General features: G+C 71.3%; 13 protein-coding genes. 7 read left to right on the top strand and 6 right to left on the bottom strand.

The genetic code is table 11. From position 1 onward, the window contains the following. Position 1: 1 nt before the first annotated feature. On the bottom strand, positions 2-1,195 hold the full coding sequence (locus ACIF83_RS24005; RefSeq protein ID WP_393484121.1) for an ABC transporter substrate-binding protein: 1,194 nt from the start codon (positions 1,193-1,195) through the stop codon (positions 2-4). 59 nt (positions 1,196-1,254) lie between these two features. Beyond that, a complete protein-coding gene (locus ACIF83_RS24010) occupies positions 1,255-2,286 on the bottom strand; it encodes an ABC transporter ATP-binding protein (protein WP_393484123.1) in 1,032 nt (343 codons plus the stop codon). 110 nt (positions 2,287-2,396) lie between these two features. Here ACIF83_RS24010 and ACIF83_RS24015 point away from each other — a divergent pair, with 110 nt between their 5' ends. Then, a complete protein-coding gene (locus ACIF83_RS24015; RefSeq protein ID WP_393484126.1) occupies positions 2,397-3,158 on the top strand; it encodes a FadR/GntR family transcriptional regulator in 762 nt (253 codons plus the stop codon). Positions 3,159-3,196: 38 nt separating this feature from the next. After that, on the top strand, positions 3,197-3,973 hold the full coding sequence (locus tag ACIF83_RS24020; RefSeq protein ID WP_393484128.1) for a cache domain-containing protein: 777 nt from the start codon (positions 3,197-3,199) through the stop codon (positions 3,971-3,973). Between the two features lie 33 nt (positions 3,974-4,006). On the opposite strand, the gene ACIF83_RS24025 is transcribed toward ACIF83_RS24020, so the two are convergent. Continuing rightward, a complete protein-coding gene (locus ACIF83_RS24025; protein WP_393484131.1) occupies positions 4,007-4,615 on the bottom strand; it encodes a flavin reductase family protein in 609 nt (202 codons plus the stop codon). Between the two features lie 278 nt (positions 4,616-4,893). On the opposite strand from ACIF83_RS24025, the gene panD reads away from it, so the two are divergent. From panD to ACIF83_RS24050, 5 genes are all read left to right on the top strand, one after another. Continuing rightward, on the top strand, positions 4,894-5,313 hold the full coding sequence (panD, locus tag ACIF83_RS24030; RefSeq protein WP_393484134.1) for an aspartate 1-decarboxylase: 420 nt from the start codon (positions 4,894-4,896) through the stop codon (positions 5,311-5,313). Between the two features lie 135 nt (positions 5,314-5,448). Next, positions 5,449-6,867: a DUF6002 family protein gene (locus tag ACIF83_RS24035; RefSeq protein ID WP_399729770.1), complete on the top strand. Its 1,419-nt coding sequence runs from the start codon at positions 5,449-5,451 to the stop codon at positions 6,865-6,867. Positions 6,868-6,902: 35 nt separating this feature from the next. Beyond that, positions 6,903-7,655 carry a TauD/TfdA family dioxygenase gene (locus ACIF83_RS24040; RefSeq protein ID WP_398141191.1) on the top strand — a complete coding sequence of 251 codons (753 nt, stop codon included), beginning with the start codon at positions 6,903-6,905 and terminating at the stop codon, positions 7,653-7,655. After that, positions 7,652-8,779: a hypothetical protein gene (locus ACIF83_RS24045; protein WP_399729773.1), complete on the top strand. Its 1,128-nt coding sequence runs from the start codon at positions 7,652-7,654 to the stop codon at positions 8,777-8,779. Before ACIF83_RS24040 ends, ACIF83_RS24045 begins: the two co-directional genes overlap by 4 nt. A 204-nt stretch (positions 8,780-8,983) precedes the next feature. Next, positions 8,984-9,883: an EamA family transporter gene (locus ACIF83_RS24050; protein ID WP_399729776.1), complete on the top strand. Its 900-nt coding sequence runs from the start codon at positions 8,984-8,986 to the stop codon at positions 9,881-9,883. 12 nt (positions 9,884-9,895) lie between these two features. Here ACIF83_RS24050 and ACIF83_RS24055 read toward each other — a convergent pair whose 3' ends face one another. From ACIF83_RS24055 to ACIF83_RS24065, 3 genes are all read right to left on the bottom strand, one after another. After that, positions 9,896-10,579: a DUF6215 domain-containing protein gene (locus tag ACIF83_RS24055; protein ID WP_393484149.1), complete on the bottom strand. Its 684-nt coding sequence runs from the start codon at positions 10,577-10,579 to the stop codon at positions 9,896-9,898. 90 nt (positions 10,580-10,669) lie between these two features. Beyond that, the gene (locus ACIF83_RS24060; protein ID WP_386578705.1) at positions 10,670-12,148 is read right to left on the bottom strand and encodes a glutamate-cysteine ligase family protein; all 1,479 of its coding nucleotides are present in this window, start codon (positions 12,146-12,148) and stop codon (positions 10,670-10,672) included. A 92-nt stretch (positions 12,149-12,240) separates the two neighbouring features. Then, entirely contained in the window at positions 12,241-14,307 is a 2,067-nt protein-coding gene (locus ACIF83_RS24065) for a SpoIIE family protein phosphatase (protein WP_393484152.1), read from the bottom strand. Positions 14,308-14,396 lie beyond the last annotated feature (89 nt).

Raw genomic sequence — 14,396 nt, forward strand, 5'->3', positions numbered from 1 at the left:
CTCAGCCCTTGATCTCGGTCCAGGCCTGCACCCACTTCGCGTACGGCACGCACTTGACGTCCGTGCGGCCGTCGAGGCACTGCTCGATGGGCGTGTTCCAGAAGGCGATGTTCTTCCAGTAGCCCTCGTCGGCGGCGTGGTAGGTCGTGCAGAAACTCTTGTCGCTGGTCTCGGCGCAGGCCTTGGAGTTGGCCGGGGCCTCGCCGAAGTACTCGGCGACCTGGGCGTTGACCTTGGGGGAGACGATCCAGTCGAGCCACTTGTAGGCGCAGTTGGGGTGCTTCGCCTTGGCGTACACCATCCAGGTGTCCGACCAGCCCGTCGAGCCCTCCTTCGGGACGAACGCCTTGACCTTGGCGCCCTCGCCGGCGGTGAGGCTGGCGATGACCTGCCAGGTGGTGCCGACGACCGAGTCCCCGCTCTTGAAGGCGGAGATCTCCTTGAGGTAGTCGCTCCAGTACTCGCCGATGTTCGCGTTCTGCTTCTTCAGCAGGGCCACGGCGGCGTCGAACTGCTTCTGGTCGAGCGCGTACGGGTTCTTGATCTTCAGTTCGGGCTTGGTGGCCTTGAGATACAGCGCCGCGTCGGCGATGTAGATCGGCGAGTCGTACGCGGTGACGTGCCCCTGGTGCTTCGGGGCGTCGTCGAAGACCGCCGACCAGGACGTGGGCGCAGGCTTCACCTTCTCGGTGTTGTACATCAGCAGGTTGGCGCCCCGGCCGTGCGGGATGCCGTACATCTGCCCGTCGACCGAGTTCCAGGAGCCGTTCTTCAGGCCGCTGAAGACGTCCTTGTAGTTGGGGACGAGGTCGGTGTTGACGGGGGCAGCGTCGCCGGAGGCGATCAGGCGCAGGGAGGCGTCCCCGGAGGCGGAGACGGCGTCGTACTCCCCGGTCTTCATCAGCTTGACCATCTCGTCCGAGCTGGCGGCGACCTTGGAGTTGACCTGGCAGCCGGTCTGCTTCTCGAAGTCGCTGACCCAGTCCACCTTGGGGTCGTTGGAACCGTCCTCGACATAGCCCGCCCAGGCGATCAGGTTGACCTGGCCCTCGGTCTTGCCGAGCTTCGTCGGGGCCTTGAGGTCGGGCGGATTGAGGCCGGTGGCCGAGGAGCCGCTGCCGGAGGAGCTGCAGGCGGCGGTGAGCAGCAGGGCCGCGGTGCCGGCCGCGGCCACGAGGGTTCGGGTGAGACGCACGACGTTCTCCATGAGTGAGGGAGCCTTGCGCGGAGCGGAGGGTTCGGGGGAGTAGGGGGTCAGGAAGGGATCCGGACGGCGTGCCCGCGGTGCCACTGGAGGCACACCCGGGCGCCGCGGTAGGCGGCGACGTCCTCGGAGGAGGTCTCGAGGTTCTGCTGGAGGGCGGTGAGGCGGCCGCCGCCGTCGAGGTCGACGAGGAAGCGGGTGGCGTCGCCGAGGTAGACGACCTCGGCGACCGTGCCGGCGACGGTCGCGTGTCCGGGCTCGTCCCCCTCGGCGGACTCCTTCAGGACACGGATCTTCTCCGGGCGGATGTTGTACGTGCCGGGCGTGCCGACGATCCGGTGGGCCGCCTCGCCCTCCAGCAGGTTCGAGGTGCCGACGAAGGAGGCGACGAAGGAGGTCGCAGGGCGCTCGTATATCTCGGCGGGTGTGCCGACCTGGGCGATGCGGCCCTGGTCGAAGACGGCGATGCGGTCGCTCATCGTCAGGGCCTCCTCCTGGTCGTGGGTGACGAAGACGAAGGTGATGCCCACCTCCCGCTGGAGTGCCTTGAGTTCGACCTGCATCTGTTCGCGCAGCTTCAGGTCGAGGGCGCCGAGGGGCTCGTCGAGCAGCAGGACCCGGGGGCGGCCGACGAGGGCGCGGGCGAGGGCGACGCGCTGGCGCTGTCCGCCGGAGAGCTGGGCGGGGCGCCGCTGGCCGTAGCCCTCCAGACGGACCTCGGTGAGCGCCTTGCGGGCGCGGACGAGGCGTTCGGGCTTCGGCACCTTGCGGACCTTGAGCCCGTAGGCGACGTTCTGCTCGACCGTCATGTGCGGGAACAGGGCGTAGTCCTGGAAGACCGTGTGCACGTCCCGCTCGAACGGGGCGAGGCCGGTGACCTCCTGCCCGGCCAGTTCGATCCGGCCCGCGGTGGGCGTCTCGAACCCGGCGATGAGCCTCAGGACCGTGGTCTTCCCCGAGCCGGAGGGGCCGAGCATGGAGAAGAACTCCCCGTCCCGGATCTCCAGGTCCACACCGGCCACGGCGGTCGTCTCCCCGAACGACTTCCGCAAGTCCTGCAGCCGGATCGCAATTCCCTCCATGCGGGAACCTTTCTGGCGCGCTCTACGTTGACCGCAAACATATGAAGTCATAGTTCTAAGCTCAAGGTCCCCTTAGGGTAAAGCTTGAGTCAACGCACAAGGTGGTGGCCGTGAGGCAGCACGAGATCGACGGCGGCGCCCGGGGAGCGGGCGGCGGCGCCCGCCGGGCCCTCTTCGCGCCGGTGGACAACCGGGCCCGCGTGGACACGGTCGTCCGCCGCATCGGCGACGCCATAGAGCTGGGGCTCCTCGCCGACGGCGAGCAGCTTCCCGGCGAGAGCGAACTGGCCGGACAGCTCGGTGTGTCGACGGTGACCCTGCGTGAGGCGCTGATGGCACTCAGGCAGCAGGGCCTGGTCACCACCCGCAGGGGCCGCGGCGGCGGCAGCTTCGTGTCGCTGCCCGAGGTCCCCGCCGACGACCGGCTCAAGGCCCGGCTGCGCGGCTGGAGCACCGAGGAACTGCGCGACCTGGGTGACCACTGGGCCGCCCTGTCCGGCGCCGCCGCCCGCCTCGCCGCCCAGCGCACCGACCCCGAGGACCTCCACCCCCTGCGCCGTACGGCCGAGGAGCTGGCGCACGCGGAGGAGACGGCGGCGCGCAGCCGCCTGTACGGCCGCTTCCACGTGGAACTCGCCGCGGCCGCCCAGTCCGCCCGGCTCACCCGTGAGCAGGTCGCGCTGCAGAGCGAGGTGGGTGCGCTGCTGTGCCTGGTCCTGGGGAGCGGCGAATATCGTGAAGAAGTGGCGGACCGTCACCGCTCCGTGATCTCGGCCGTGCAAGATGGGGCCCACGAATCGGCCGGCACGCTGGCCGAGCGGTGCGTCAGGGAGTCGACTGCGCGGCTCGTCGCCGTACGCCTCACCCTCTGAACGGGCCGCTTCCGGTTCCCGTCCCGCTGGAGGACACCATGGGCTGGAGCCCCGGGCAGGTCCACTCGGCTGCCGCGACGCTCGACACGGACGCCGAGGCGTGGGTGGCCTCACAGGTGGGCGGTGCGCTGGAGGCGGTGTTCGAGGCCGTCGCCGCCACCCGGGCCGACACCGCGGCCCTGCTCGTCAAGGCGGCCGCACAGGGCCGTCGCCCCGCGAGCGCGGACCTCGCCGCCCTCCGCCCCGGACTGCACCAGCGGCTCACCCGCCAGGAACTGGTCTCCGGTGTCGGCTTCGTGGCCGCCCCCGGCCTGCTGACCGACGTACCGGCATGGCTCGAGTGGTGGCAGACGGGCGCCGACGGTGACGTACGACCCCTGCTGCTCGACCTCGACCCCGGGCACTCGGCGTACTCCGACTACACGCACTGGGACTGGTTCGCCCTGCCCCGCGACACCGGGCGCCGCGCCGTGGCCGGGCCGTACGTCGACTACCTCTGCTCCGACGAGTACAGCCTCACCCTGTCCGCACCGGTCGAGACCGAGGGGCGCTTCGCCGGCGTCGCCGCGGCCGACGTGTACCTACGGCACTTCGAGACGGCCGTACTCCCGCTGCTGCGGCGGCTGCCCCGGCCCGCCCACCTGGTCAACGCCCGCGGCCGGGTCGCCGCCTCCGCCGACCCCGCCCACCTGGCCGGCTCGCTCACCAAGGGCCCCGACTTCGGCCAACTGCTCACCGAGGCCACACCCGCCGAGTACGCGGGTCTGCGGCTGGTGCCCTGCCACGGCATCCCGCTCGTCCTCGTACTGACCTGAGGCCTGTCCGGCAGGACGCGGACGCGGCCGTCCTCAGTCGGCCGTCCACTCCCGGTACGGTACGCGCGCCGCCTCGCGCACCTCCCCGATCGTGCTCCACTCGTTCCCGCCCAACCGGGCCAGGGGGCGCAGCAGTCCGATGTCCGGCCGGCCGTCCGTCAGGACGTCGTCACTGACGGCCGCGTGCACGACCTGGCCGAACACCACCGTCGAGTCGCCGAGCCGCAGCGTCGAGTGCAGCGTGCACTCGAGTGCGACCGGGGAGGCGGCCACGCGCGGCGGCTTCACCCGCAGCGACGGCTCGGGCCGGATGCCCACCGCGTCGAACTCGCCCTCGTGCCTGGGGAAGTCGGTCGCGGTCGCGTTGATCTGCTCGAAGAGCTGCTCGGGCGCGAAGTTGACGACGAACTCCCCGGTCTCCTCGACGTTGCGCAGCGAGTCCTTGCGGCCCACGGAGGTGAACTGGACGATCGGCGGCGCCGTGCAGGCCACGGTGAAGAACGAGTGCGGGGCCAGGTTCGCCGTCCTGCCGTCCGCGGTCAGGGTCGAGACCCATGCGATCGGCCGGGGCACGACCACCGCGGTGAGCAACCGGTAGAACGCTCTCGGGTCCAGGGACTGGGGTGAGTAGTCGACGCGCATGACAGAAGGCTATGCGGAGCCCCAGAAGGCAACTGATACGTTCTGCAAAGAGCCAGCAAAGGTGTGACCCTTCCCCGGTGAGCGCGCCACTGAATAGGCAGGCCCGTGGGCGGCAGTGATCACGGTCCTGGAGATGCGATCGCAAGGTCAAATCCCGTTCTTTACTTCGGATTTCGTCGATCGTTCGGGGGTTGTCCCTGTGCTCGGCGCATGCCACGCTCCCTTCCGTCGCGACACCGAGATCATCGACTGACCGGACGCAATCGCGAAGGGCCACCGTGCGTTTCGAGACACTCAAAGCCAAGATCCACCGTGCCACCGTCACCCAGTCCCACCTCAACTACGTCGGTTCGATCACGATCGACGCGGACCTGATGGAAGCGGCGGGCATCCGCCGTCACGAGAAGGTCGACCTGGTCAACGTCACCAACGGCGCACGCCTGTCGACCTACGTCATCGAAGGACCCCGAGGGTCGGGCGTCATCGGCGTCAACGGCCCCTCGGCCCGCCAGGCACAGGTCGGCGACCTCGTGCTGATCGTGTCGTACGCCTCCGTCACCCCCGAGGAGGCCGATGAGTTCGAGCCGAAGATCGTCTTCGTCGACGGCAAGAACAAGATCACCGGATTCGGCGGCGACCCGGCCGAGGTCCCGCCGGGCAGCGGCCTGATCCGCGGAGACCAGGTCGCCGGAGCCTGACCCGGACCGGGTCCCGGGGCCACGCCCGGCCCCGGGGCCCGGCCCCGCACGCACCCGCCCCCCACACCCTCCTTTGCCCGGCAGCCCCCAGAACGGCCGCCCCGGCGACCGTCCCTCGACCTGAACGGGAACGACGTGACCCCCACCCTCTCCGCATCCGCACAGACCTCCACCGCCACGGTCCTCAAGAGCGCCCTCACGCACTACGACGCCGAACTGCGGCAGGCGCTGACCGCTCTCGGACACGACCGTGCCGACGGCCCCGGCGGGGCCCCGATGTTCGCGCCGGCCTTCCGGCTGCCCGACCCCAGCCCCGCTCTGGAACGCTTCTTCGCCGTCTCCGACATCGGCGTCGCCGACCTGCCCGCCTACCGCGGCCACCGCCTGCGCCTGCTCGACCTGATGGGCAACCCGGCGACCCGCACCACCAAGACCCTTGCCTCGCTCGTGATCGTCGCCCGGGCGGTGCGCCACATCACCGAGACCGGCGAGCGCGTCCTGATCGTGACCCCGTCCTCCGCCAACAAGGCCACCGCACTGCGCGACGCCGTCCACCGGGCCGTCGACAGCGGGCTGGTGACGGCGGATCAGCTGCACATCGCCGCCGTGGTGCCGGCCCAGTCCACGGCCAAGCTGTGGGCGTCACCGCTGAGCGAGGACCCCGCACTGCGCCGCCGCAACCCCCTCGTGGTGCACCCCTGCGAGGAACCGGCCGCGGTCAAGGAGTTGGCCACCGAGTTCGCCGTCACCCACGCCGACCGGTTGTGGAGGCAGTACGGCACACGCGTCTGGTACACCCTGGGGCTCGACAACTACCGGGCCGCGGACGTCCTGCGGGCCTTCGCCGAGCGGGACCTGCTTCCCACGGGCGACGACGGCACGCACAGCCGCACCCATGTGCACTCCGTCTCCAGCGCCTTCGGACTGCTCGGACACGAGCTGGGCCACCGCACGGTCACGGCCGGCGGACGCAGCCTGCCGCAGGCCCGCTACTTCCTCGTCCAGCACCTCGGCACCCCTGACATGGTGCTCAGCCTGCGCCACGGCACCCACGACCGGGCGAACCTTCCGGCGTACCGCTTCGACACCGCCGCGGGCCTCTACCGGCAGGAGGAGGACCCGCACTTCCCGACGACCACCTTCCATCCCGAGGAACAGCTCGACCCCACCTTCTACACCCGCCGCCCCGTCACCTCCGCCCGGATGGACCCACTGATCGCCGCACACGGCGGGGGTGGCGTGGTCGTCTCCCTGCACGAGTGCCTGAGCCGCTACGCCGAGGTGCGTGCGCTCCTCGCCGCCGCCGGCCTCGCCCTGCCCGCCGATCCCCGCAGGCTGCGCGAGTGGTCGCTGGTCATGGCCGTCACCGGCACCCTCAACGCCGCCGACCGCGGGCTGCTCCCGGACAGCGACGACCTGCTGATCCACGGCTCGGGCAGCTACGGCGACCAGGACTACCGGCCGGTCCCCGAGGCACACCGCCGCGCCGCGGCCGACGTGACGGAACTCGCGGGCCACATCGAGGACGCGGTCCGCGCCACGGCCACCCGCTGAACCGGCCACGGACCGGACCACACACAGGAGGAACCATGCCCAGGCACGCCGACAGCCTGTTGTCCCTGACCGACTTCAACGGAGCACCGCTCGCCGACGACATGGTGTGGCAGAGCTTCCACGCCTTGATGGACCGACACGGTTACGTCTTCATGAGCCGCGTACCCGAAACCTTCGATCCCGTGGCCTTCTGCAAGCGGCTCGGCGACTTCGTCCCCCAGTACACCGGCGTCCTGGTCGGCGACGTCCGACCCGAACCGGGCATGGACGAGTTCTACCACGCGGGCAACACCAAACCCCTCTACCCGCACTCCGAGGGCTATGACTTCGAAGGCCTGCCCCCGCGCTACCTCGCCCTGTGGTGCGAGACCCCCAACACGGGAGCCGGCGGTGAGACCACGCTCGCCGACGCGCACGCCTGGACCGGGTCGCTCACCGAGGAGGACCGTTCCTTCCTGCGCGAGCGGATCTGGACCTGGGAGACCACGGACGCGATGCGCCACCTCGGCCTCGACCTGCATCCCGAGCACCCGGTCATCGAGGACCACCCCGACGGCAGCATCGTGCGCTACTCCTTCAACAACCTGGTCCGCGGCGCCGACGAGCGCATCGGCCCGCTGCTCGACGACGCGAAGGCGTACTTCGAGCGGGAGCATGTCGCGATCCAGTACGAGCGGCGCGACATGCTCGTCTTCGACAACTGGCGCATGCTGCACGCCCGCAATTCCTTCACCGACACGGGACGCCACCTGCGCCGCATCCAGATCGCCCAGCGGGTCACGGCATGACGACCGAAGAGGCCCTCCGGCACCGGGAGGCGGAGGGCATCGCCGTGGTGGGGGGCGGGTCCCTGGCCCGCGCCATCTGTTACTCACTTGCCGTCGCGGCCGTGCCGTCGCCCGGCACGGTGACCGTGCTCGCCCGGTCCGCCCGGGCCGCACACGAGATCGCCTGCATCGCGGGCGCCCGGGCAGCGGTCTCCGGTTCCCCCACCCGATTCACGGCCGAGCCCGTCGACGCGGCCGACGAGGAGGCGCTCACCGCGGTCCTGGCCCGCACCCGGCCCCGGGTCGTGCTCAACTGCGCCTCCGTACAGTCGCCTTGGGAGACCACACGGGCTGCGTCGGCGTGGACGGACCTGCTTTCGGCCGGCGGCTTCGGCATCGCTCTGCCGCTGCACGCCGTGTTGGCCCGGAGCGTGGCACGGGCGATCCGGCGCAGCCGGGTCGCCTCGCTGTTCGTCAACGCCTGCTACCCCGACGCGGTCAACCCCCTGCTGCATGCCGAGGGACTGCCCGTGTTCTGCGGCGTAGGGAACTCCGCCACGCTGGCGGCGTCCCTGCGCGCCGTACTGCGGCCGCAGGACGGCGAACGGCTCAGGGTGCTCGCCCACCACGCCCATCTGCACGAGCCCGCCGATGCCTCGGACGAGGCCCGCGTCTGGTTGGACGACCGGCCGGTGCCGCACGTCGGGGAACTGCTCTCGGCCCACCGCGCCTGCTCCCGCGAGGAGTTGAACGCGGTGACGGGACACACCGCCGCGGTGCTCGCCGCCCGGCTGGCAGCGGAACAGGAGGTGCACGCCGACCTGCCCGGGCCGCTGGGACTGCCCGGCGGCTACCCCGTCCGCATCACCGGTGGCCGCATCGGCCTCGACCTGCCTGCCGGCCTCACGCGGGACGATGCGGTGGCGTGGCAGACGAGGATGGCCGCACACGACGGTGTCACGGTGTGCCCGTCCGGCGAGGTCCGCTTCGGCCCACGGGCCCACCAGGCTCTGACCGCCCGTCTGCCGGACCTGGCCGAAGTCTGCCACGCCAGGGACATCGCACCCCTGACGCAGCGGCTCCTGAGCCTGCGCGGCATCCTGCGAACGCAGCGACCCGCCGTGCACGCGGACTCGGCCGCGTGACGTCGTAAGCCGTCCTCCGGGCCCCGCCCGGCCCCCTGGGGCAGGCGGCAGCCCGGCAATGATCCACCAAGGAAGGCGGCCCCGTGCCCTGCAGGCAGGGCCGCCGGAAGGAGGCCCCTCATCAGCCGGCTCCACACCCCCCGCGCTCGCGCCGCCACGGCCATCAGCCGAGGGCTCGGTGCCGTACCCGCCCCGGGACTCGTCATGGGCGGTGTGCTCGGCCTGCAAGGCGGGGCCGCGCTCACCACTCGGCTGTACCCCGCCGTGGGGCCGGCCGGGGTGGTGACCCTGCGGCTGTGCATCGCCGCCGTCGTCCTCACCGCCCTGTGGCGGCCCCGTATCCGGGGCGACCGGGCCACCCTGGGCATCGCCGCGGTGGCGGGCACCCTGCTCGCCCTGCACCACCTCGCCTACTACGAGGCGGTCGACCGGTTGCCGCTGGGCGCCGCCACCACCCTGGAGTTCCTCGGCCCCTTCGTCATCGCCCTGTGCGGTTCGCGGCGCGTGCCCGATCTGCTGTGGGCGTGCCTGGCGGCCGCCGGAGTCGTGCTGCTCAGCCGTTCCGCGACCGCCCTCGACGCAGTGGGCGTCGCCTGCGCCACCGCCGCCGGCTGCTGCTGGGGCGGCTACATCCTGGTCGGCAAGCGGCTGGCCGAGCGAGTTCCCGACGGACGCGGTCTCGCTGTCGCGGTGACCTGGGCGGCCCTGCTGAGCCTGCCCTACGGCATCACACAGGCGGGCGGTCGGCTCCTGGCCCCCGGAACTCTCGCCCTGGCCGCAGCCGTGGCCGTCCTCTCCAGCGTCCTGCCGTACACCTTCCACCTGGAGGCGCTGCGTCGGCTCCCGCCTCGCGTGTTCGGTGTGCTCACCAGCCTGGAGCCGGCGGTCGGCGCCCTGATGGGTCTGCTCCTGTTGGGCCAGCACCTCGCCGCGACCCAGTGGGCGGGCGTCGGCGCCGTGGCCCTCGCCTCGGTGGGAGCCACGCGCAGGGGCGGACCCGCCGACCCGGATGACGCGGTGGAGGGCGCGGACGACGGTTTGCCCGAGGACACGGGATCGCGGCCCGCGACGCAGGGCCCGCGCCTGCTCGGCAAGCGCACGTGACAGAGACCGGCCTCAGCCGCCGTTCCAGCCGGGGACCGTCGGCAGCACCCGCTCGGCGACGCGGAGCAGTGCCGTGTCGTCGGGCGGTACGTCGTCCTGGCGCCAGATGGCGACCTCGAACGAGCCGCCCCCGTCCTTGGCGTCACGGGCGACCAGCAGATGACGGGCGATGCCACCCGGGCCGGTGTCGATCTTGCCGCCGCCGAGATTGATCTTGAGGCCGATGGTCTGGCCCGAGAACAGGACCGCGGGGTGACCGAGGATCGTCTTCGACTCCGCTGACCTGCCGAGAAGTCCGGAGAACTCGCCGACCCGCAGATCGTCGTCCGACGCCCACAGCTTCACGGAGTACGTCTTCAGCGAGACCTCCGCATCGGGTGAGGGGGTCTTCTTGCCGTCGGCGTCCTTGAACGAACTCTCGGACCCGTAGGCGGTCTCGGCCTGTTCCTGCGGTGTGCCGAGGAGCGCGGGCAGGTCCGATCGGTTCAGCGCCTTGCACAGCTGTTTCGCGGACACGCGCTCGGACACCGGCTCGTCATCGTACGAGCACGTGGCCGGTCCCGAGTCCGAGGAGCCCTCCAGTGCCTTCTGCCCGAACAGGACTCCCGCCGTCCCCCCGAAGACCAGTACCGCCACGAGCGCCTGGACCCAGGGTCTCCGGTCCCTCTCGGACGCGGGATCGTCAACGTCAACCATGTTCCCCCACCTCAGTCGTTCCCCCGACAAACGCCGGAGGAGCCTAACCGGTGATCGTCTTCGACGGTATCCCCGATTTCGCGGGCCCCGTCAGTCGACCGGCCAGGTGTGCACCGGGGCGTTGAGGTGCATGAAGTCGATGTACAGCTCGGTCATCCGCCGCAGGGCCTCGTGGCGGCCGGCATGCGTCGTGGCGTCGATGCGGTGGAGCATCTCCTTCTGCCACACGGCCCCGTTGCGGGCCGTCACACAGCGCTGCTCGATGATGCCGAGCAGCGGTTCCCGCCAGGCCGCGTCCATGCCGGACAGCTCCAGCCCGCGGTGCGCCAGCGGCAGCAGCCGCCGCAGGACCAGTTCGGGCACCGGCAGTTCACCCATGCCCGGCCAGTACAGCAGCGCCTCGATGCCGTGCCGGGCCGCCGTGTGGAGGTTCTCCTCGGCCGCGGAGAACGACATCCGCGACCACACCGGGCGGTCCTCCTCCACCAGGGCGCGGGTGAGCCCGTAGTAGAAGGCGCCGTTGGCGAGCGTGTCGGCGACGGTCGGCCCGGCGGGCAGCACCCGGTTCTCCACCCGGACGTGCGGCTTGTCGTGGGCGACTGCGTAGACGGGCCGGTTCCAGCGGTAGATCGTGCCGTTGTGCAGGGTGAGTTCGGAGAGTTCGGGGATGTCCCCGCGGTCCAGCGTCTCCCCGGGGTCCTGCTCGTCGCACAGGGGCAGCAGGGCCGGGAAGTAGCGCAGGTTCTCCTCGAAGAGGTCGAAGACGCTGTTGATCCACCGCTCCCCGAACCACACCCGCGGCCGTACCCCCTGGATCTTGATCTCCTCCGGGCGGGTGTCGGTCGCCTGCTCGAACAGCGGGATACGGGTCTCGTGCCACAGCTCCTTGCCGAACAGGAACGGCGAGTTGGCCGACAGCGCGATCTGGACCCCGGCGATGGCCTGCGCCGCGTTCCAGTAGCCGGCGAAGGTCTCCGGGGACACCTGCAGATGGAACTGCGTGCTGGTGCACGCGGCCTCCGGAGTGATCGTGTCCGCGTAGGTCCGCAGCCGGTCGACGCCGTCCACCTCGATGCGCAGGTCCTCGCCCCGGGCCGCGAAGATCTGGTCGTTGATCAGCCGGTAGCGCGGGTTCTCCGACAGGGACTCCTCGCCGATGTCCTCCTGGCGCAGGGTGGGCAGGATGCCCACCATGACCAGCCGGGCGCCGACCGATCTGGACCGCTCGTCGGCGTGGTTCAGCGCGGCGCGTATCTCGGACTCCCAGGCGTCGGGTCCGCCCGTCGTCAGCCCACGGGGCGGAACGTTGATCTCGAGGTTGAACCGGCCCAGTTCGGTCGACCAGGCGGGGTCCGCGATCGCCTCCAGCACATCGGTGTTGCGCATCGCGGGCTCGGCCCGGTCGTCGACCAGGTTCAGCTCGATCTCCAGTCCGACCTGAGGTCGCTCGGACTCGAAGCGTGCGTCGCGGAGCATCTGGGCGAACGCGTCGAGGCACTCCTGCATCTTGATCCGGTACCGGCGGCGGTCCTCGCGGGTGAAGACGAGCGCCGGGACGTCGCGTCCCATCGGCCCTCCTGGGTTCCGCTCCTCGGACACCTCTCCACCCAGAGTCCCACCGACGGGCGAACCCCACCAAGCGGATGGAGCGGTGCCGCGACCTACAGGGCCCGTGCGACGAGCAGGGCCACGTCGTCGTGGTCGTCGGGATGGCGCAGGCCGTACAGCAGCTTGTCGCAGGTCTCCTCGAGCGGCCGGCCGGGCTCGTCGAGGAAGCCGAGGAGGACGGAGAGGCGGTCGTCGATGGGGTGCTGCCGGGTCTCCACGAGGCCGTCGGTGTACAGCACCAGCAGGTCGCCGGGGGCGAGTTCGGTCGTCGTGGTCTCGAACGGGATGCCGCCGACACCGAGCGGAGCCGCGGCGGGCAGGTCGAGGTAAACGGGCGCCTGACCGGGCCGCGCCAGGGCGGGCGGCATGTGTCCCGCGTTGGCGATCGTGCACTGCCTGGTGCGGGGGTCGTAGACCATGTACAGACAGGTGACGATGTAGTGCTCCAGATCGCAGGTGATCTTGTCCAGGTGCTGGAGCACAGCGCCGGGGGCGAGGTCCAGGTCCGCGTACGCACAGGTGGCGGTGCGCAGCCTGCCCATGGTGGCGGCCGCGTCGATGCCGTTGCCCATGACGTCGCCCACCACCAGGGCGGTCTTCTCGTCTGCCAGCGGGATGACGTCGTACCAGTCGCCGCCGACCTCGCTGGTGGCCTGCGCGGGCTGGTAGCGGGAGGCCAGTTCCAGGCCCGTGTGGTGCGGCGAGTGGTCCGGCAGCAGGCTGCGCTGGAGGGTGAGGGCGGTGTTGCGCACGCTCTGGAACCAGCGGGCGTTGTCGATGGCGACGGCGGCACGGCTGGCCAGCTCACCGGCCAGGATGACGTCGTCCTCGTCGAAGGGCAGCGGGTTGCGGGTGCGCTTGAGATCGAGGGCGCCGAGCACCTCGCCGTGCGCGATCAGCGGCACGGCCAGATACGAGTGCACGCCGGCCTGGGCCAGGAGCGCGCCGGCCTCCGGGTCCCGGGCAATCTGCCGCAGATCCCGGGCGCCGACATGGCGCACCATGACCGGCCGGCCGGTGTGGACGCACAGGGTGACCAGGCGGTCGCCGTCGTACGAGGCAACGTTGCCGGGCGAGTCGGCGGCGCGCAGTGCCACGGTGGGGTGGGCCGCCTTCAGGGCGAGGGCACGGAACAGCTCCGGGCCGTTGTCCGGCCGGCGGGCGCGGCGCAGGGCCAGCGCGGAGTCGAGGACGTCCACGGCGACCACGTCCGCGAGCACGGGCGCGCAGATGTCGGCCAGCTCGCGGGCGGTCTGATCCACCTCCAGCGTGGTGCCCACACGGGCGGAGGCATCCGCGATCAGCGCCAGGCGCCGCCGGGCCCGGTCGGCCTCGGCGGCCGCGTGGTGCCGCTCGGTGACGTCGACGACCGACGCGGCCGCGCCCAGCACCCGCCCGCCCGGGTCCTCCAGCCGGTAGAAGGACAGCGACCAGGCGTGCTCGTGCTCGGGATCGGCCGGGGGACGGCCCACGTGGTACTGGTCGAGGAGGGGCGTGCCGGTGGTGAGCACCTGGCGCAGCGCGGACTCGACGGTGTTGACGTCGAGGAAGGGCAGGGTCTCCCGCAGATGACGGCCGATGTGGTCCTCGGCCGGGATCCCGTCGATCCGCTCCAGCGCCGGGTTGACCAGCAAGTACTTCAGATCGGGGTCCATGAGGGCCAGCCCGATCGGGGACTGGTTGATCAGCCGCTCGCACAGCGCCAGGTCGGTCTCGACGCGCTGCAGCAGGGTGTGGTCGGCCGCGATGCCCAGGGCGTACACGTCGCCGAGGTCGTCCAGCAGCCGCATGGTGCGGAACTCGGTCAGCCGGCTGCTGCCGTCCTTGTGCCGCACGGGAAAGGCGCCGGCCCACCCCCGGCCGGTCTCCAGCACCTCCGTGAACAGGCTCACCACGGCCTGCAGATGCTCGGGACGGATCAGCAGCCGCGCCGCGTACTTCCCGAGGACGTCCTCCGCCGTGTAGCCGAACAGGTCCTCGGCCTGCGGGGTCCAGAAGACGATGCGGCCTCGGGTGTCCAGCGCCACAGCGGCCACGCTCAGCATGTCCAGCAGGCCGGTCGGCCGGGGCGGCTCGGGGCTCTGGTCGTCGTCGCCGGCGCGCAAGGATTCCACTGCCATGCCAGAACCACCTCCAGCGGCCGGTCACCCGTCCGTGCCGGTACGGCGGCACGGACGAGAGCTGATGACCGTCACCTCCATGCTGCCTC

This window comes from Streptomyces sp. NPDC085866 (assembly GCF_044541035.1).
Lineage (GTDB): Bacteria > Actinomycetota > Actinomycetes > Streptomycetales > Streptomycetaceae > Streptomyces.